We start from the raw sequence: 19,480 nt of genomic DNA on the forward strand, positions 1-19,480 counted from the left end.
CTTCAAGTTTTACTCTGCCCTTTATATCATTGAAAGTTTGCTAGGCTTATCAATAAAATCGCTATGAAATATGTATAAAAAGCATTTTATTGATAGATTCAATGTCGTTATCCTTGCCGACGATATAATAGAAACTACTAGCTGTACGCCATGTATTTATATACTGATTTCGATCAGCAACTGATTAATGAACGTGTTGCACAGTTCCGTGACCAGACGGAACGTTATTTAGCGGGCAAATTGACGGAAGATGAATACCGTCCGCTCCGCCTTCAAAATGGTCTTTATGTACAACGTTATGCGCCAATGTTGCGTATTGCGGTACCTTATGGCCTGATGAATTCTAAACAACTTCGTAAAGTGGCTGATCTGGCGAAAGAGTATGATCGTGGCTATGCGCACGTTTCAACCCGTCAGAATATCCAGTTTAACTGGCCTGCACTAGAGAACGTGCCTGATATGCTGGCTGAACTGGCAACCGTGCAAATGCACGCGATCCAGACTTCAGGGAACTGTATCCGTAATACTACCACTGACCAGTATGCAGGTGTCGTGGCAGGTGAAATTGCAGATCCACGTCCAACTTGTGAATTGATCCGTCAATGGTCAACTTTCCACCCGGAATTTGCTTTCTTGCCACGTAAGTTCAAGATTGCGGTATCTGCGCTGGAAGAGATTGACCGTGCAGCAACTTCATTCCACGATATCGGTGTCTATATCGTGAAAAATGAAGCAGGCGAGATCGGCTATAAAATTAAAGTGGGTGGCGGCTTGGGCCGTACGCCAGTAATTGGCAGTTTTATTCGTGACTTCCTGCCACGTGAAGACCTGATTGCTTATCTTGAAGCGGTACTACGTGTGTATAACCTGCACGGCCGTCGCGACAACAAATACAAAGCACGTATCAAGATTCTGGTAAAAGCATTAACGCCAGAAGTTTTTGCTGAAAAAGTTGAAGCCGAATTTGTACATACTGTTAAGACATTAAAGATTGATGCTGAAACACTGGCGAAAATGGATGAAAACTTCACTCCATTTGACTACCAAGATTATGCGGATGAAGACTTCACTGAACTGTTTGCCCAGTATCCGAAGTTCAAGCAATGGTTCAATATCAATACCAATGCACATAAAGTGAAAGGTTATCGTATTGTCACGATTTCATTGAAACGTGCGGGTATTGCACCGGGTGATGTGACCACTGAAGAAATGAACCTGATTGCAGATCTTGCAGACAAATACACCTTCGGTGAACTGCGTACGACTCATGAGCAAAATATTGCGCTGGTAGATGTACCACAAAAAGACCTGTTCGAATTGTGGCAGACGCTGGATCAGCATAACCTGGCACGTGCGCATATCGGCTTCTTGACTGACATTATCTGCTGCCCAGGTGGTGACTTCTGTTCATTAGCAAATGCGAAATCCATTCCAATTTCTGAAGCAATTTCACGCCGTTTTGATGATCTGGATACCATTTATAACTTGGGTAAACTGGACCTGAACATTTCAGGTTGTATGAATGCCTGTGGTCATCACCACGTGGGTAACATCGGTATCTTGGGTGTAGATAAAAAAGGCGCTGAATTCTATCAGATCACTTTAGGTGGTAATGCGGATCATGATGCCTCTATTGGTGACATTCTTGGGCCATCATTTGCTGCAGAAGTGGTGCCGGATATCGTAGAGGAAATTCTAAATACTTATCTTGACTTGCGTCAGGATGGTGAAGAGTTTATCGATACTTATCGTCGTGTCGGCATTCAACCATTCAAGGAGCGCGCATATGCTTAATACCGCACTACAAGTGCTCTCTAAAGATGGCACAATTGCAGATAACACTTACCAGCTAATTGGTGAAGATGGTGTATTGCCACAGGGTGATGTAGTTCTGACTGTAGAGCAGTTAGACCAGATTGCCAATATTACTGGTAAAAAAGCATTGTACTTAACGGTTGATGCTTCACCTGAAACTAATGAATTTCCGCTTGAGCAACTTGATGCGATTTTTATTGAGTTTGCAGGTTTTAATGATGGCCGTGGTTATTCATTTGCTGCATTGCTTCGCCGTCAAGGTTTCCAGGGTGAGCTGCGTGCGACTGGTGATGTGTTCAAAGATGTCTTGAACTACATGAAGCGTTCTGGTTTCGATACTTTTGTCATTAAAGAAGGTAAAGATATTCAGGAAGCAGCTGCAGGTTTGGGTGATTTTACCAATCCGTACCAAGCTTCAACAGCAGTACCAACACCGAATTATCAAACTGGAGCTTAATTCGTCTTCAACTAAAAAAAGCCTCCATCTGGAGGCTTTTTTGTATTTAAATCTTAGGGTGCACGTTCTTCAAGTAGGCAGTTAATCATCCATTGTACTCCGAATTGATCCGTAAAGGCACTATAAAGCGCACCCCAAAAGGTTTTTTCTAAAGGCATTTCGATTTGGCCATTCACCGATAAAGCTTCATAGAGTCGTTTGGCTTCATCCTGTTCATTGGCACTTAAAATAATCGCAATATAGTGATTAGTACCTTTCCTAAATGCTGGTGTGTTTTCAGTACAGAGCTTGTCATTGATATCCGAACCCATAAGCTCTGTGTATTCATTGATTGGAAGTGAGATATGCAAAATCAGATTTTTTTCTTCATCTGATAAATCAATTCCTTGCTGTCCAGGCGTATCTCCATAACGGGTTAGACTGGAAAATTCGCCACCAAATACCGAGCGATAAAAGGTAAAGGCAGCTTCGGTTTCATCCTGGAAATTGAGATAGTGATTAAGTCGCATGCAGGATTCCTTTTCTTATTTTGAATCCCTTTAATTTACGCCCTGAATTGAATTTGATTAATAAAGAAGCTTTATGAAAATGTAAGTAAAAGAATTTACTTTAAAGATGGATTATAGAAAAATGAAATATTTATAAAATAAAAAGAGGGCTATAAAAGCCCTCTGTACTAATTGATTATAAAAGAATTAGATCAGTTCGATTGCGACCGCAGTTGCTTCACCACCACCAATACATAGCGCAGCGATACCACGTTTACCGCCTGTACGTTTCAATGCATGGATCAAGGTCAGGATAATACGTGAACCTGTAGAACCAACCGGGTGACCGAGTGCACATGCACCACCATTAATGTTGACTTTTTCAGGATCAAGCTTGAACTCATCCATTGGGCACATGGTGACCATGGCAAAGGCTTCGTTGATTTCCCAAAGGTCAACTTCCTCAGCTTTCCAACCAGTTTTATCCAGAACTTTCTGAATAGCGCCAACAGGAGCAATCGTGAATTCAGATGGATGCTGGGAGTTTGAAGCATAAGCAATGATTTTAGCCAAAGGTGCTAAACCTTTAGCTGCTGCATTGTCGCTTGAAGTCAGAACAAGGGCAGAGGCACCGTCTGAAATTGAGCTGGCATTTGCTGCCGTAATTGTCCCGTCTTTTGCAAAAGCAGGACGTAAAGTTGGAATCTTGTCAATATTGGCATTAAAAGGTTGTTCGTCCTTATCAACGACTACATCACCTTTACGGGTGGAAACAGTGACTGGCACGATTTCATCAGCAAAGTAGCCTTCATTGACTGCAGTTTGAGCACGTTTCAGTGAACGGATTGCAAATTCATCCATCTGTTCACGTGTATAACCTTTGCTATTTGCCATATCTTGAGCAAATGAACCCATCAGGCGACCAGTTTCGGCATCTTCCAGGCCATCCAGGAACATATGGTCCTTGATTTCACCATGACCCATACGGAAACCGCCACGTGCTTTTGGCAATATGTATGGAGCATTGGTCATGGATTCCATACCACCTGCAACCACATAAGTTGCAGAACCTGCCTTAATCATATCTGCCGCTTGCATGACTGCTTTCATGCCTGAACCACATAATTTGTTGATGGTGACAGCACCGGTAGAATCAGGCAGACCTGCTTTACGCATCGCTTGACGGGCAGGGCCTTGTTTTAAACCTGCCGGGAGTACACAACCCATAATGACTTCTTCAATATCGGTTGGCTGCAAGCCTGAACGAGCAATCGCTTCTTTGATGGTGGCAGCACCAAGTTCAGGTGCAGTAACGCTAGCCAAGCTGCCTTGAAAGCCGCCCATCGCTGTACGTGCGCCATTGACAATTACGATGTCAGTCATTGTTATATCTCCCTATAAGTTTTGATCATTTTTTCTCGAACCTAAGCAGTATATTGAAAAAGGTACAGGATTAAAGTCCTAATCTGGATAAATCATAGACTCTAGGGTTTTATTAACAGGAGGCCAGATGTTCGATCCGTATATGTCCCATTTTATTCAAGACAATACGTTGTTGGGATGCAAGGTGAGTAGAACAATAATAAAAGCTGCCATTTGATCCAATCGGTAAAGCCGTTTGGGCCTGATAAGTTACGTTCGGCATACTTAAAGCACCTCGCCAACTCAAGTTACCGTATTTAAGATTAAGTTGTTCAATGTGTAAAATTTGTTCGTCATTATCGACTTGACGATTACGGTTTTTATCAATAAATACCAGTAAATTTTTATTCCATTGGTTTGCTTGACAGGTTAATGAATCTTGACTGGGACAAATCACAATATTCTGGTGAAACACAGCTGCCTGGCTGCGTGCATAACGATTGGTTGCTGTAATTTTCATCGGAATATTTTTAGCTTCCTGCTTGGATAGATAATCATGAAAGTAAGGCAAGGCAATTGTGACCACAATTGCGATAAGGGCAATACAGATAATTAACTCAACAATAGTGAACGCTCTTGTTATCTTTTTATACATAGAGTTACCTGATTTATATATTATTTTTATTTGAAACATGCTATTAATTGTGCGTTTTTTATGCTTAATTGAGCGAGTAAGAAATGCCTTACTCAAAATTCAAAAAGGCGCTTAAAAATAAATTGGCAATGACAATAGGCGATTCACAACAAAAAATTGAGTAAAAAATTACTGAATTACAACGGAAATTGTAAGTAATTTTGTCAATAATTTACTTGATTAGATTAATCAAGCACTTGGAAAAATAATAAAGTGTTTGTATGATGCGCAGTGAATAGCTTAAAAATAACACTGGGGTAAAAAAAGCCTATCTCAGAATGGCCTATTAGAAGGCTTGAGCTTGAACAACAATTGTTATCTCTGGAGGATAAATCCATGAAAATGAGTCGTATTGCTTTAGCAATGCTTGTAGCTGCTCCTTTTGCTGCTGCAAACGCAGGCGTAACTGTTACTCCATTAATGTTAGGTTATACTTGGCAAGACACCCAACACAACAATGGCGGTAATGACGGTGAGTTAACAAATGGTCCTGAGTTACAGGATGATTTGTTTGTAGGTGCTGCGATCGGTGTTGAACTAACTCCATGGTTAGGTTTTGAAGCTGAATATAGCCAGGTTAAAGGTGATGTCGAAAGTGCTATTCCTGGTTCAGAATACAAAGGTCAGAATATTGCGGGTAACTTCTATGCAACTTCTGATGTGTTTACTGGTAACTATGACAGCAAAATCAAACCATATGCACTTTTAGGTGCTGGCCACTACAAATATGAATTTGATGAAGGTGTACGTGGTGCTCGCGGTACTACAGAAGAAGGTACATTAGGCAATGCAGGTCTTGGTGCATTCTGGCACATCAACGATGCTTTAGCGCTACGTACTGAAGCTCGTGGTACTTACCACTTTGACGAAAAATTCTGGAACTATACAGCACTTGCTGGTCTTAACGTAGTTCTAGGTGGCCGCTTGAAACCAGCTGCTGACGTTGTAGAAGTTGCTCCAGTTGAGCCAGTAGCTCCAGTAGCTCCAGCTCCACAAGAGTTGACTGAAGACCTGAACATGGAACTTCGCGTGTTCTTTGATACGAATAAATCGAACATCAAAGACCAATACAAACCAGAAATCGCGAAAGTTGCTGAGAAGCTAGTTGAATATCCAAACGCAACTGCTCGTATTGAAGGTCACACAGACAGCACTGGTCCACGTGCATTGAACGAACGTTTATCTCTAGCTCGTGCTAACTCTGTTAAATCTGCACTTGTTAACGAATACAACGTAGATGCATCACGTTTGTCTACTCAAGGTTTCGCTTGGGATCAACCGATTGCTGACAACAACACTAAAGAAGGTCGTGCTATGAACCGTCGTGTATTCGCGACAATCACTGGTAGCCGTACTGTTCTAGCTGAACAACCAGTTGCTCAATAATTCGTTATTGAACACTGATTAAAAAAGCGACTCTTTGAGTCGCTTTTTTTATGACTGTTTTTTGCATACACTTGCTGTTCGAAACTGATTTTGAGTTAAAGCATGAGCATAGAACTTCCTCAAGACTTACAAAGTCTGGAAGCTAATAGTGGTATTTACGCGATCTGGATGATTTTTCATCATTATGGAATAGATCTACATATTCCTGATTTAGTGCAATTGACACAGCATAATGATGAGATGGGAGCTTCAAGTATTGCGCTAGCCGTTGCACTTAAAGCACTAGGGCTTGATGTTGAGTTTTTTACAGAAACTGATCCCGATAAACAGCCACTTGAAATCCAGTTTTATCAAAAAGCGCAAGAACTCAAAGTAGATGTTCAGGAATATCCACTTTCTTATACAGATATTCAAAAATTAGTGGATAAAGGCCGTTTTGTAATTGTGTTCTACGACACGCTTGAAGGAGTGGGGAACCATTCATTAATTTATGAAATCAATGAAAAAGAAATCAGTTTCTTTGATAGTTTTAATACTATGTCTAAAGAAGTTTTCGAACAGCAGCGTCGAGTAGAAGGTATTTGTCAGCAAGTCATCGTGATTGATGACGGTAATTTTGTCATGCGTCATAGCTGATTTCAGAATATAAAAAAGCAGCCACTTGAGCTGCTTTTTTAATAAAGGTGAGATATTAGTCTTTTTCAATATTCATCGGTCGAACATCCATCTCCTGATAGGAAACCAGTTTGGTTTTATATTTCCACTTGTAACCCAGCCAAATCATTAAAAATAATAAGATACCGATATAAGTAGAAAGGACAGCCAACCACTCACCATCTAGGACAGCTTGATAATTCTGACCTAAAACGACAATTGAGCAAAGAACGAAGGCAAACCAAGGCGCGAACGGGAAGAATTTAGCTCTATAGGCCAGACCTTCAAGTTGATAGCCTTGAGCCAGATAACCTTTACGGAAGCGGTAATGTGAGATTGCAATCCCGAGCCAGACAATGAAGCCACACATACCTGACATATTCAGCAACCAGTTAAAGACCTCCTGCTCGCCAAAGAATGTGGTCAGGAAGCATAGTGCCGCAATTGCCGTTGTCGCATACAGGGCATTCATCGGTACACCGCGTGGATCCAGATGGGCAAACAGCTTAGGTGCACTGCCTTTACGCGCCATATCGAACAGCATACGGGTAGAAGAATACATGCCTGAGTTACCCGCAGACAGAATCGCCGTCAGAATTACCGCATTCATCATGCTCGCTGCAAAGGCAAAGCCTGCTTTCTCATACAATAAAGTGAATGGAGAAAGGGCCACATCTTCTGTTGCAGCTGCCTGTAATAGACGCGGATCATTATAGGCAACCAATGTGCCGATAATGAAAATACACACGATATAGAACAGCAGGATTCGCCAGAAGATCTGCTTGATTGCGACAGGAATAGTTTTTCGCGGATCTTTAGATTCACCAGCGGCTACACCAACCATCTCGGTTCCCTGGAACGAGAATCCGGCAATCATGGCAACACCAATCAAAGCCTGGAAACCGCCTACAAAAGGCGCTTCACCCACGCTCCAGTTTGCAAATGCCGAAACACCCGGTGTAAGCATGATCTTGGCAATCATCCAGATCCCGATGATGATAAAGGCAATAATCGCCAGTACTTTCACCAATGAGAAGAAGAATTCTGATTCACCAAAACCTTTTACTGTGAGGGCGTTAATCCCAAAGATCACAGCGAGAAAGATCGCACTCCAGTAAAAGCCCGGAATATCAGGGAACCAGAATTTCATAATGAACTGTACGGCAACCAGTTCAAAGGCAACGGTAATCGCCCAGTTGTACCAGTAGTTCCAGCCTAAAGCGAAACCGAAACCACCTTCGACATATTTGGTGCCGTAGGTAAAGAATGCGCCCGAGGTCGGATTATGAGTCGCAAGTTCTCCAAGGCTGGTCATCAAGAAATAAATCATTACGCCAATCAGGGCATAGGCTAGAAGTGCGCCACCCGGGCCTGCGCTGGCAATAGTCGCACCTGAGGCCAGGAATAAACCTGTACCGATAGACCCGCCAATCGCGATCATATTGAGATGACGAGCACCAAGCTTACGCTGCAGCTGCACGCTGTTCTGAGTTTCGCTCATCATGATTCCTTAGCATTTTTTTGAGTACTGGCGAAGAGCACTTTAAAACCTTGTTGATCAGTTTTGACTGTACATTGGCCAAAACTTTGTTCAATTAAAATTGGATAATTTAAGAAGCGGTTTGCCACAATCCATAATTCACCACCAGACTTGAGATGACGACGCGAAGTCTTACATAGAGTTTCACTGGCCGCATAGTTGGTTTGGATTCCCTGATGGAAAGGGGGATTACTGACAATGGCATGTAAAAAGAGCGGTGCATCTTCAATACCTGACACAGCTTTAATTTCCAGCTGCTGAGGACTGAGCTGATTTTTCTCAAATGTCATTTGAGTAGAAGCCAAGGCAAAGGCATCTACGTCCAGAGCAAAAATACGGTTCTCAGGATTCAGTTTGGCTAAATAAGCACTGATCACACCTGCGCCACAGCCAAAGTCGGCAATCTTGCCTGAAGTTACTTGAGATAAATAGGGTAAGAACACCGCTGTTCCTACATCCAGATGATCCTGACTGAATACACCTGGAAGTGCACAAATCTGCAAATCACCTTTTGGTGTCGCCACTGTATAGGTCTGTGCCCAATCTGCCAACGCTTTTGCTTCGACCGTGTAGTCTAGAGTCAATTGCCACAATTGGCAATGTCGTGCGCTGTCGAGCTTGATGAGTTTACCATAAGCCTGTAGCTGCTTTGCTGCACGCTCTACACCACCTTTCTTTTCACCCACCAGGAAGACACTGCTGCCCTGTTTTAATCGGGCTGCAATATTGTGAATCAGATAATTCAATAATTCTTTTGATTTAGGTACGAAAATAACTGCCTGATCAAATTCTTGATCAGGAAATTCTACACCAAAATGAACCTGGGCCTGCTGTGACTGGAAATATTGAAAATCATTATAATTCCATGTCCAAACAAAGGGCTGGATAGATTCACCGCATTCAGCAAGAAGCTCATCGGTCGGTGCATTCACCAGCAATACGCGACCCGACAAATAATCATATTGTCTTAATAAAACTTCGCTTTTAGGATCCATAGATCTCTCTCCAATAGAAAAAACACTGTCCGAGTCCAACTCAGACAGTGTTCTTTGGACATGAAATTACTTCTTTACTTCAGGAAGTACAATATTCAATATGAGGGCTGCAATACCGCCTGTCGCAACACCGGAACTAAAGATGTTACGGAATAATTCAGGAAGATGTTCCAGAATCTGAGGCACCTGCGCAACCCCTAGGCCAAGTGCAAGCGAGATTGCAATGATTAGCAGGGCACGACGGTCTAAGTGAATACCAGACAGGATATTAATCCCAGATGCAGCGACTGCCCCGAACATCACCATCACTGCACCACCAAGCACAGCTTGAGGAACGGCTTGGATCACACCGGCCACTGCTGGAAGTAGACCTAGAATCACGAGGAGTGCTGCGATCCAGATCCCGACATAACGGCTAGCTACACCAGTCAATTGAATCACACCATTATTTTGTGCGAACACTGAACTTGGGAATGTATTGAATAAACCTGCAAGAAGGGAGTTAGCACCATTCACTAACACACCACCTTTAATGCGATTCATCCAGGTTTGACCATCCACTGGCTGATTCGATAATTTTGATGTTGCGGTAATATCACCAATCGCTTCTAATGAAGTCACCAAGTAAATGAATGCCATTGGAATGAATAAGCTCCATGAGAAGCTTAAACCAAAATGCATTGGAGTTGGGATTTGAACCAGAGGTGCATCTTTTAAACCATCAAAGTTGAGATGACCCATAAAGCCGGCAAGGATATAACCCACAACCAGTGCAATCAGAATTGCTGAGCTTTTTACCCAAGTGATGCGTACACGGTTCAGTAAAATAATTAATGCCAGAACGGTACATGACATGATCAGGTTATCTGCATTGGCGAAAGTTTTGTCGCCCATGGCTTGATAACCACCACCCATGCTGATCAGACCTTCTTTAATCAAGGTTAAACCAATCAATAAAACTACAATACCCGTTACTAGTGGCGTAATGAGTTTCTTCACCCATGGCAAAATGCGTGACACGCCCATTTCAATAAATGAACCTGCAATCACTACACCAAAGATCGAAGCCATCACCGCTTCTACCGGTGTGCCTGCAGCGACCATCGCTGAACCGATCCCGATGATCGGGCCAATAAAGTTAAAACTTGTACCCTGAACAATCAGCAAGCCTGCACCAAAGGGACCTACTTTCTTGGATTGTAAGAAAGTCGCAATCCCCGAAATCACCAAAGACATGGATAAGATCATGTTGGTGTCTTCTTTGGAGACCCCCAGCGCCAGACAAATGAGCAGGCCAGGGGTCACAATTGGGACAATAATGGCCAATAAATGCTGGAATGAGGCTAAAAATGCGATAAACGGTTTAGGACGATCTTCAAGGCCGTAGACAAGGTCAAGTTGATCTTTAAAAGGAGGAGGTTGATTAAAATCAGACATGTGTCAATGCAAATTAAGGCTGGGTGGCGCTATTCTAATCGAGTTACACGTCATTACAAAAGTAATTGGAAAAAAAATGACGCTCTCTACAAACAGTCACTGTCAAAAGTTTGTATTTTTCTGTATAATTTGCCCTCAAATTTAAAACGTATCGAATTTACATGTCAGATATTAAAACTCTCCGTAACATTGCCATTATCGCGCACGTCGACCATGGTAAAACCACTCTTGTAGACAAACTTTTGCAACAATCAGGTGCTCTCGGTGATCGCGCGGGTGAGATCGAGCGTGTCATGGATTCGAATGCGTTAGAATCTGAACGTGGTATTACCATTCTTGCAAAAAACACTGCAATCAAGTGGTTAGATAAACGTACAGATACAGAATACCGTATTAACATCGTGGACACCCCGGGACACGCCGACTTCGGTGGTGAAGTTGAACGTGTAATGTCGATGGTTGACTGCGTACTGCTTCTTGTAGATTCACAAGAAGGTCCTATGCCACAAACTCGTTTCGTAACGCAAAAAGCGTTCGCGCGTGGTTTGAAACCAATCGTAATTATCAATAAAGTTGATAAACCAAGTGCGCGTCCAGACTGGGTAATCGATCAAGTATTCGATTTGTTCGACAACCTTGGCGGTACTGACGAACAGTTAGACTTCCCAGTAGTTTATGCTTCTGGTCTTCGTGGTGTTGCTGGTCCTTCTCCAGAAGAACTTGCTGATGACATGACTCCATTGTTCCAAACAATCGTAGACATCGTTGAGCCACCAGCAGTTGACGTTGACGGTCCATTCCAGATGCAAATTTCATCTTTGGACTATAACAGCTTCGTAGGTGTAATCGGTGTTGGTCGTATCCAGCGCGGTTCAGTGAAATTAAACACTCCTGTGACTGTTATCGACAAAGAAGGCAAAACCCGTAACGGCCGTATCTTGAAAATCATGGGTTACCATGGTCTAGAACGTGTTGACATTGAAGAAGCTTCTGCAGGTGATATCGTTTGTGTAACTGGTATCGATGCACTGAACATTTCAGATACAATCTGTGATCCTAAAAATGTTGAAGCGCTTCCAGCACTTTCTGTAGATGAACCAACTGTGTCTATGACTTTCCAGGTGAACAACTCCCCATTCGCTGGTAAAGAAGGTAAATTCGTAACTTCACGTAATATCCGTGAGCGTCTTGACCGAGAATTGATCCACAACGTAGCACTTCGTGTTGAAGATACTGACAGTCCTGACCGTTTCAAAGTATCTGGTCGTGGTGAGCTTCACCTTTCTGTACTGATCGAAAACATGCGTCGTGAAGGCTTCGAGCTTGGTGTATCACGTCCGCAAGTGATCATGAAAGAAATCGACGGTCAAATGCAAGAACCGTACGAAAACGTAACGTTTGACGTTGAAGAACAGCACCAAGGTTCTGTAATGGAACAAATGGGTCACCGTAAAGGCGAAATGACCAATATGGAAGTTGACGGTAAAGGCCGTATCCGTATTGAAGCAACTGTTCCTTCACGTGGCTTGATCGGTTTCCGTTCTGAATTCATGACCATGACTTCTGGTACTGGTATCATGACTTCAAGCTTCTCGCATTACGGTCCTGCTAAACAAGGTACTGTTGCGAAACGTCAAAACGGTGTACTGATTTCTATGGTTCAAGGTACTTGCTTGGGTTATGCACTGTTCACACTTCAAGACCGTGGTCGTCTATTTGCTAAACCACAGTTAGAAGTTTATGAAGGTATGATCGTAGGTATCAACTCACGTTCTGACGACATGGTGGTTAACCCAACTAAAGCGAAACAGTTAACTAACGTACGTGCATCTGGTACTGATGAAGCATTGACTCTTGTTCCAAACCTTGAATATACGCTAGAACAAGCGCTTGAATTCATTGAAGACGACGAGCTAGTTGAAGTAACACCTAAGTCAATCCGTATCCGTAAGCGTTACCTGACTGAAAACGAACGTAAACGTAACCGTGCTAAATAAGACCGGTCACCGATACGAAAAAAGCCGCTGAATCAGTTCAGCGGCTTTTTTATTGGGGTAGAAATTACATACACTTAATAAATTAGTTCTAAATAGAAATCCCTAACTAATGTATAATCCATCACAAAATTGCATAAAAATACTGGTGACTTTATGAGCATTATTCAAGAATTTAAAGAATTTGCGGTAAAAGGCAATGTCATGGATCTCGCAGTGGGTGTGATCATTGGCGGTGCTTTCGGTAAAATTATCGATTCTATGGTGAAAGACATCATCATGCCTGTCGTGAGTTGGATCTTGGGTGGTGATGTTGATTACTCTAACTGGTTTGTCGTATTAGGTGATAATCCAAATAATGTGACCAATCTGGCTGCGGCACAGGCGGCAGGTCTAAATGTCTTTGCTTATGGTAATTTTCTGACCATTCTCATTAATTTCCTGTTATTGGCATGGGTGGTGTTCTGGTTGGTGAAACTGATGAACAAACTACGCCGTAAACAAGAAGCAGAACCAGAGCCAGAAGCTACTCCGGAAGATATTGCATTATTACGTGAAATCCGTGACGAGCTAAGAAAACGTCCTGAAGCTTAAGCTTTTCGAGTAAATAAAAAACGACGCTGAGTGCGCCGTTTTTTGCACCCTCTCCTTATGGGAGATGAGCGGCACTGCCGCTTAAGGGTGAGGGTGATTAGGAATTTACCTCTCCCTAACCCTCTCCTGAGAAGAGAGGGAACCCTAAAGGAATTAAAAATCCATCCGAAACTTAATTTCGACCAAATGAAAACCGAACTGACTTTTGACTGAGCCATGTAGAACATGTTCTGCAGCAGTAAAAACCAGTTTATCAATCACTGGAACAAGTTGGCCTTTTTTCACTTCACCGAGCTCACCGCCACGTTTGGCAGAGTTACAGGTCGAATATTGTTTGGCAATTTTGGAAAAATCTGCACCTGCCAGAATCTTCTTCTTAAGCTGTTCAGCAGTATCTTTATCCTTAACCAGAATATGACGGACAATCGCGGTCTTCATGATTTCTTACCTCGTACAGCAACCATACGCTTAGGTGAAAGCTTGACCTTTTTTAGCGGTTGGCATTCAGGACAGTAGACAGATGCACGTTGTCCTAACTTGATATTTTCTAGTGTCGTTTCGCAGTTCACGCACATTTCTCCTGCACGGCCATAAGCCAGCAGCGTCTGCTGAAAATAACCATTTTCTCCCATGGCATTGGTATAGTCGCGTAAAGTAGAACCACCTAAGTCAATCGCCTGTTTCAAAATACGCTTAATCTCAACCACCAGTTTTTCAATCTGTTCGAAACTCAAACTTGAGGCTGGCTGGGCCGGATGAATGCCCATATTGAATAGACTTTCAGTCGCATAAATATTGCCTACACCAACCACGACATGGTTATCCATGATTGCAACTTTGGTGCCAACGTTTTTATTTTTCAATTTTTCAGATAGATATTCGGCATTAAAAGCATCGCTTAATGGCTCAGGTCCAAGCGTATCAATCAGTTTGCTTTGTGATTGAGCATCTAACCAGAGAATACAGCCAAAACGACGCGGGTCATGGTAACGCAGCTGGATCTCTTCAAACTGAATAATCAGATGATCATGCTTGCGCAACTCTTCGTTGGCTTCACATAAACGAAAGCTGCCTGACATACCCAGATGCCAGAGCATCGTATCCTGTTCAAATTGCGCCAAAATATATTTGGAGCGACGCGTAAGCTGTAGCAGGCGCTGTCCTTGCAGACGCGCGAGATCATCAGGAATTGGCCAACGTAAACTAGGCTGACGCACTTCAACTTTTAGCACTTGCTGATTAAGAAGGGGAAAGAGGCTGGTTTTGGTGGTTTCAACTTCAGGTAATTCAGGCATAACACTTAGCAGCTAATATCATGAGGCTAATATTGGGCGTTTTAAGTCTGAATGCAAGTCCTGTTTGAATAGAAGTTATAAGCAGGGCATTCAAAAATATTTTAACAATTGGTTAAAAAAGAAACTTTAATATTGAGATGGTTTTAGATCCAAATAATAAAAACAGGAAATATATTGGTTGATTTTTAGTATTTAACTTACTGAAAAATATAAAATATGTAAATTTATTGTTATATAAAATATCTTTTCTTATAACTTAAAGTTTTATTAATAATAAAAAAAATGCTGGGTTTTTAAGTGAAAAGTTATGTAACGTTCTGTATCAAGTCATACAGGGCATGCATCAGGCTGCCTTTACTCTCTCCATATGTTTAGGTTTTATATGAAAAAGTTAAGTCTAGCTTTATTGCCATTGATGGCAGCCATGACCTCTGCGCAGGCTGAGTCTGTATTTGATTCTCAAGGGCAGTACCTATTAGGCGACTGGAATGGAAAACGTACTGAACTTGCTCAACAAGGCATCAAGTTTGAAGCAAACTTGCTGACAGATACAGCGTATCTGGCTGATGGCGGACGTAATGAAGGAGCTGATCCTTTAACTTCAGCACAGTTATGGTTAGGTACACAGTTAGACATGGAAAAACTGGCTGGCTGGGATGGTGTAACTGTTCGTGCAGTTGCGACTGCGCGTCAGGGACAAAGTACATCGGTACGTGATTTACAAGGTGATGCAGCTCAATGGGCCAATGTTCAAGGAACATTTGGTCGTGGTAATCAGGACAGCCGTTTAACCGAACTTTCAATTGAAAAGAACTATAAGGAACAAGGCCTGAGTATTAAAGCTGGTCGTCTGGGTCTGGGTATGGACTTTAACGTAATGGCTTGTGATTTTGCCAGTACAGCATTTTGTGCTGCGCAGATGGGCAAATGGCAAGGCAATATCTGGATGAATACGCCAGTCGCACAATGGGGTGCACGTGTAAAACAGCAGCTAAACCCTGACGTTGCTGTACAAGTCGGTGTTTATGAATTTAATCCAGATAACGGCAATGGTGCTAAAGAAGGTCAGGGCTGGAGTCTGGATACCGACAATGCTGATGGCGTGACGATTCCTGCAGAAGTAATCTGGACACCAAAATCATTAGTAAATGGTTTGCCTGGCAGCTATCGTGTAGGCGGTATGTATAACACTGCTGATGATGTTGCCAACCAGAAAGATGTTGCGACAGGTGAAGGAGAAAACCGTACCTTTGCAGGCTGGTTAGCCGTAGAACAGCAGTTGACTTCAACGGGTAATGACCGTCAGGGTTTACACTCATTCGCTAACTTTACTTGGCATGATCGTGATACCAATAAAGTGGATAATTCACAACAATTGGGTCTGAAATATATTGGTCTGATGGATAGCCAGCCGAATGATATTTTGGGTTTAGCGGTTAACCGTGTACATGTAAATGACCGCTTCGCAGATTCACGTCCAGTATATGATGCGAGTGCCGAATACAATATCGAACTCAACTACAGCTATAACGCAACAAAATGGCTGATGCTACGTCCAAACCTGCAATACGTTATAAATCCGGGGTCTAGCAACCAGGTGGATAATGCATTGGTACTAGGTTTGACTACACGAGTGATCTTCTAAAAAGAATTTAATCACGTTATAAATAAACAGGCTCATCAGAGCCTGTTTTTTATTTTTTAGTAAAAAGTTCTGAAAAGCCACTTCACAAAAAGAGGGAATACCGCGTGTCACTACTATTTCAGTCGGTTCAGTTTGGATCATTGCAACTTAAAAATAAAATTGTGATTGCCCCGATGTGTCAGTACTCTGCAACCGAGCAAGGTGAAATCACTTACTGGCATGAACAACAATGGGCCAATTATGCCTTATCCGGTGCAGGTCTTTGCATTGTGGAAGCCACCGCTGTACAGCCTGAAGGGCGTATCAGTTATGCCGATTTAGGGCTTTGGAATGACCAGCAGGCCAGTCAGATCAAAACCTTATTGCAAAAGGTCAAGTCAATTTCTCCTATGCCTTTTGCCATACAGCTTGCACATGCAGGCCGTAAAGCTTCTACAGATAAACCTTGGGGTGGCAAAGGGCAGTTCGCCCCAGATCATGCACTCGGTTGGCAAACTGTCTCTGCCAGTGATATTCCTTTCCAGGCTCATGAACATCCACCTAAGTCTTTAAGTATTGATGAAATCCAGCAAGTGATTCAGGATTTTGCTGCCAGTGCAAAGCGAGCGGTTGAAGCAGGCTTTGAATTAATTGAACTACATGGAGCACATGGTTATTTATTGCATCAGTTTATGTCACCGTTATCGAACCATCGTCAGGATCAATATGGCGGTTCGTTTGAAAACCGTATTCGTCTGACGCTTGAAGTGTTTGAAGCAATTAAAGCTGCAGTACCAGAAGGTTTTCCAATTGGTGTTCGTATCTCAGCAACGGACTGGATGGATGGCGTAGAAAGTTGGGATGTAGAATCTTCAGTTGAACTATCCAAAGCTCTGGAGAAACTGGGTGCAGTCTATATTCATGTGTCGAGTGCAGGTTTACATGTCGACCAGAAAATTGATGTGCATCCAAATTATCAGGTCCCTTTTGCTGAAGCGATTAAAAAGGACGTAAATATTCCAGTCATTGCAGTGGGTCTGATTACCGATGCACAGCAGGCAGAAGGCATACTGGAGTATAAACAGGCTGATGCGATCGCGATTGCACGTGCCTTGCTTTATGATCCACGCTGGCCTTGGCATGCTGCAGTAACGCTGGATGAAAAAATAGCAATTTCTCCACAATATTTACGTTCTGCACCGCATGGCTTAAATCACTTGTTTGAATCGTTTTAAGGCCATTTTTTCTTAGAAAGGCTTATAATAACGCATCTCAAACAACAGGACATTTCATATGATTATTGCGGTAATTGTGCCTATATTTTTATTATTGGCACTAGGTTACCTGAGTGTGAAATGTCAAATTCTAAAAAAAGAACAGGTTGAAATGGTAGGGGCCTTTGTCATCAAAGTGGCCTTACCGTTACTGTTCTTTCAGTTTCTAGCCTCTAAAGATCTGCATGAAATCTGGTATTTTGAATACTTTGCGATCTATACCTCTGTCACTTTATTACTTTATGGTTTCAGCTTCTGGCTGATGCGCCGTCAGTTCAAGAATACCTCTTCGCATAGTGCTGTTCTGTCCTTGGGCGCAGCGATGTCCAATACCGGATTGATTGGTACAGCAGTACTCACTTTATTGGTGGGACAGCATGCGATGACCTATACCTCATTGGTGGTCATTATTGAAAGCATGATTCTGATTCCGATGGTCTTAATCTTGGCTGCACTCGGTACCCAACATCAAGCCAATCTGGGGAGTCTTGTGAAAAGTACTATTCTGATGCTGTTTAAGAACCCTTTATTTATGGGGGTGATGCTGGGTATGGCCTGTGCGATTTTTGAAATTCGCCTGCCAATTTATCTGGATCAGGTCTTTGCCATGATTGGACAGACTGCCTCACCTTTGGCGCTGTTCGCGATTGGTGGCGGAATCGTGGGCATGAGTCTGAAATATGTGAATCTGCAAAGCTTCTATTTGGTATTTTCCAGCAATATCCTGATGCCGATCCTGATGTATCTGGGTCTGAGTCGATTGACTCATTTAAGTCAGGAAATGATCTATGCGGGTACCTTGATCGCAGCCCTACCTATGCCAACGATTTTTGGTATGTTAGGGCAGGCGTACGGCCTCAATGAGCGGACTCTAACGCCATTATTAATGAGTACCCTTGCAGGTTTTGTGGTTGCCAGTGGACTTATTACTTTGTGGTGGAGTTAACCAAGCTGGCTTATAAATCTATAGCCCATAAAAAAGCTCCAACAGGAGCTTTTTTATTTTGATAAAATTTGATTAACTTTTTTTGGCAGGTGCTTTTTTCTGCTCGGCAATCATTTTATCCACTGCTGCTAGAGATTCTCTGGCCTTAGGAATATTTTCCTGTGCTAGGGCTGCAAAGATCTTTTTCGCTTCAGGTAGGTTTTGCGGAACAATACTACCGTTGGCAAACATATTGCCAATCGCCATCAGGGCAGGGATATAGCCTTTTTTCGCCAGATCCTGAATACTGCTTAAACCTTGCTGGATCGGCTTTTCATTCTTGGTTTTAAAGCCGTTGCTGATGTCATATAAGGCTTTGGCATGAATAGCCGGCATATTACCCTTGCTAATAAGAGGCTGTAATTTTTTCAAAGCCTGCTGGTCAGAAGCTGTTGTTCCTTCAGCAAATAAAAGTATAGCCAGATCTACCGTCGCTTCATCAAAATTGGCTTCCGATGCGCGTTCTAGGTATTGCTTGGCTTTACCCAAATCCTGCTTAAGACCTAAAGTGCCACCGGTATAATTCTTACCTAGTACATAGTTGGCCACCGGATAACCTTTGCTGGCAGCCTGTTCATATAGTTGGATGGCTTTTTTTTCATCCTTGGCCGTGCCTTGGCCAGTTTGCGTTAAATAGCCTAAGTTATAGATGGCTTGTGCATTTCCCTGGCTGGCCAGTTTGCTTAAAGCATCGTAGGCACCCTTGAAATTCTTGGCATTCACCATCTCTTCAATTTTGGCAAATTGAGGATCGACTGGGGCATTTGAAGTGTTTGCGAGAGCAAATTGGCTGGACACTGCAAGAATTGCAGCAAGTACTAATTTTTTCATTGTTCCGATAACCTTAATTTTTCTAACACCTAATTCCATGGTGCGATTTTTGTCG

The 19,480-nt window shown here is 42.6% G+C and carries 18 protein-coding genes; 9 read left to right on the top strand and 9 right to left on the bottom strand.

Going from position 1 to position 19,480, the window contains the following annotated elements; genetic code table 11:
- Positions 1–150 precede the first annotated feature (150 nt).
- Positions 151–1,794 carry a nitrite/sulfite reductase gene (locus B3Q46_RS07045; protein WP_034171109.1) on the top strand — a complete coding sequence of 548 codons (1,644 nt, stop codon included), beginning with the start codon at positions 151–153 and terminating at the stop codon, positions 1,792–1,794.
- Entirely contained in the window at positions 1,787–2,272 is a 486-nt protein-coding gene (locus tag B3Q46_RS07050) for a DUF934 domain-containing protein (RefSeq protein WP_004785193.1), read from the top strand. Before B3Q46_RS07045 ends, B3Q46_RS07050 begins: the two co-directional genes overlap by 8 nt.
- A 53-nt stretch (positions 2,273–2,325) precedes the next feature.
- On the opposite strand, the gene B3Q46_RS07055 is transcribed toward B3Q46_RS07050, so the two are convergent.
- The 3 genes from B3Q46_RS07055 to B3Q46_RS07065 all read right to left on the bottom strand — a co-directional run bounded on the left by B3Q46_RS07055 (position 2,326) and on the right by B3Q46_RS07065 (position 4,777).
- Entirely contained in the window at positions 2,326–2,781 is a 456-nt protein-coding gene (locus B3Q46_RS07055; RefSeq protein ID WP_286714036.1) for a VOC family protein, read from the bottom strand.
- Between the two features lie 186 nt (positions 2,782–2,967).
- Complete coding sequence (locus tag B3Q46_RS07060) at positions 2,968–4,143, bottom strand: thiolase family protein (protein ID WP_286714037.1); 1,176 nt, start codon at positions 4,141–4,143, stop codon at positions 2,968–2,970.
- Between the two features lie 112 nt (positions 4,144–4,255).
- On the bottom strand, positions 4,256–4,777 hold the full coding sequence (locus tag B3Q46_RS07065; RefSeq protein WP_286714038.1) for a GspH/FimT family protein: 522 nt from the start codon (positions 4,775–4,777) through the stop codon (positions 4,256–4,258).
- A gap of 375 nt (positions 4,778–5,152) precedes the next feature.
- Here B3Q46_RS07065 and omp38 point away from each other — a divergent pair, with 375 nt between their 5' ends.
- Together omp38 and B3Q46_RS07075 are read left to right on the top strand one after the other, a co-directional pair.
- Positions 5,153–6,202: an outer membrane protein Omp38 gene (gene omp38 / locus B3Q46_RS07070; protein ID WP_286714039.1), complete on the top strand. Its 1,050-nt coding sequence runs from the start codon at positions 5,153–5,155 to the stop codon at positions 6,200–6,202.
- Between the two features lie 102 nt (positions 6,203–6,304).
- Positions 6,305–6,838, top strand: a complete 534-nt coding sequence (locus B3Q46_RS07075; protein ID WP_286714040.1) for a peptidase C39 — start codon at positions 6,305–6,307, stop codon at positions 6,836–6,838.
- A 55-nt stretch (positions 6,839–6,893) separates the two neighbouring features.
- Here the strand turns inward: B3Q46_RS07075 and B3Q46_RS07080 are convergent, their stop codons facing one another.
- The 3 genes from B3Q46_RS07080 to B3Q46_RS07090 all read right to left on the bottom strand — a co-directional run bounded on the left by B3Q46_RS07080 (position 6,894) and on the right by B3Q46_RS07090 (position 10,828).
- On the bottom strand, positions 6,894–8,357 hold the full coding sequence (locus B3Q46_RS07080) for an amino acid permease (protein WP_286714041.1): 1,464 nt from the start codon (positions 8,355–8,357) through the stop codon (positions 6,894–6,896).
- Positions 8,357–9,391: a methyltransferase gene (locus B3Q46_RS07085; protein ID WP_034171115.1), complete on the bottom strand. Its 1,035-nt coding sequence runs from the start codon at positions 9,389–9,391 to the stop codon at positions 8,357–8,359. The genes B3Q46_RS07080 and B3Q46_RS07085 overlap by 1 nt, the downstream gene beginning before the upstream one ends.
- Positions 9,392–9,457: 66 nt before the next feature.
- Positions 9,458–10,828, bottom strand: a complete 1,371-nt coding sequence (locus tag B3Q46_RS07090) for a uracil-xanthine permease family protein (RefSeq protein ID WP_286714042.1) — start codon at positions 10,826–10,828, stop codon at positions 9,458–9,460.
- Between the two features lie 161 nt (positions 10,829–10,989).
- Here B3Q46_RS07090 and typA point away from each other — a divergent pair, with 161 nt between their 5' ends.
- Positions 10,990–12,825 carry a translational GTPase TypA gene (typA, locus tag B3Q46_RS07095; RefSeq protein ID WP_005237138.1) on the top strand — a complete coding sequence of 612 codons (1,836 nt, stop codon included), beginning with the start codon at positions 10,990–10,992 and terminating at the stop codon, positions 12,823–12,825.
- 153 nt (positions 12,826–12,978) lie between these two features.
- Entirely contained in the window at positions 12,979–13,416 is a 438-nt protein-coding gene (mscL, locus tag B3Q46_RS07100) for a large conductance mechanosensitive channel protein MscL (RefSeq protein WP_286714043.1), read from the top strand.
- Between the two features lie 153 nt (positions 13,417–13,569).
- Here mscL and B3Q46_RS07105 read toward each other — a convergent pair whose 3' ends face one another.
- Together B3Q46_RS07105 and mutM are read right to left on the bottom strand one after the other, a co-directional pair.
- Entirely contained in the window at positions 13,570–13,854 is a 285-nt protein-coding gene (locus tag B3Q46_RS07105) for a peptidylprolyl isomerase (RefSeq protein WP_286714044.1), read from the bottom strand.
- Positions 13,851–14,711: a bifunctional DNA-formamidopyrimidine glycosylase/DNA-(apurinic or apyrimidinic site) lyase gene (gene mutM / locus B3Q46_RS07110; protein ID WP_286714045.1), complete on the bottom strand. Its 861-nt coding sequence runs from the start codon at positions 14,709–14,711 to the stop codon at positions 13,851–13,853. The genes B3Q46_RS07105 and mutM overlap by 4 nt, the downstream gene beginning before the upstream one ends.
- Positions 14,712–15,093: 382 nt before the next feature.
- Here mutM and B3Q46_RS07115 point away from each other — a divergent pair, with 382 nt between their 5' ends.
- The 3 genes from B3Q46_RS07115 (at position 15,094) to B3Q46_RS07125 (ending at position 18,555) form a co-directional block, all read left to right on the top strand.
- Complete coding sequence (locus B3Q46_RS07115; RefSeq protein WP_286714046.1) at positions 15,094–16,356, top strand: carbohydrate porin; 1,263 nt, start codon at positions 15,094–15,096, stop codon at positions 16,354–16,356.
- Positions 16,357–16,460: 104 nt separating this feature from the next.
- Positions 16,461–17,570: an NADH:flavin oxidoreductase/NADH oxidase gene (locus tag B3Q46_RS07120; RefSeq protein WP_286714047.1), complete on the top strand. Its 1,110-nt coding sequence runs from the start codon at positions 16,461–16,463 to the stop codon at positions 17,568–17,570.
- A 58-nt stretch (positions 17,571–17,628) separates the two neighbouring features.
- Positions 17,629–18,555 (top strand): AEC family transporter, encoded by a 927-nt coding sequence (locus B3Q46_RS07125; RefSeq protein WP_005237129.1) that lies wholly within the window; start codon positions 17,629–17,631, stop codon positions 18,553–18,555.
- Positions 18,556–18,627: 72 nt separating this feature from the next.
- Here B3Q46_RS07125 and B3Q46_RS07130 read toward each other — a convergent pair whose 3' ends face one another.
- Complete coding sequence (locus B3Q46_RS07130; RefSeq protein WP_286714048.1) at positions 18,628–19,425, bottom strand: tetratricopeptide repeat protein; 798 nt, start codon at positions 19,423–19,425, stop codon at positions 18,628–18,630.
- Between the last annotated feature and the right edge of the window lie 55 nt (positions 19,426–19,480).

Source organism: Acinetobacter sp. UBA2581 (genome assembly GCF_002339435.1).
Classification (GTDB): domain Bacteria; phylum Pseudomonadota; class Gammaproteobacteria; order Pseudomonadales; family Moraxellaceae; genus Acinetobacter; species Acinetobacter variabilis.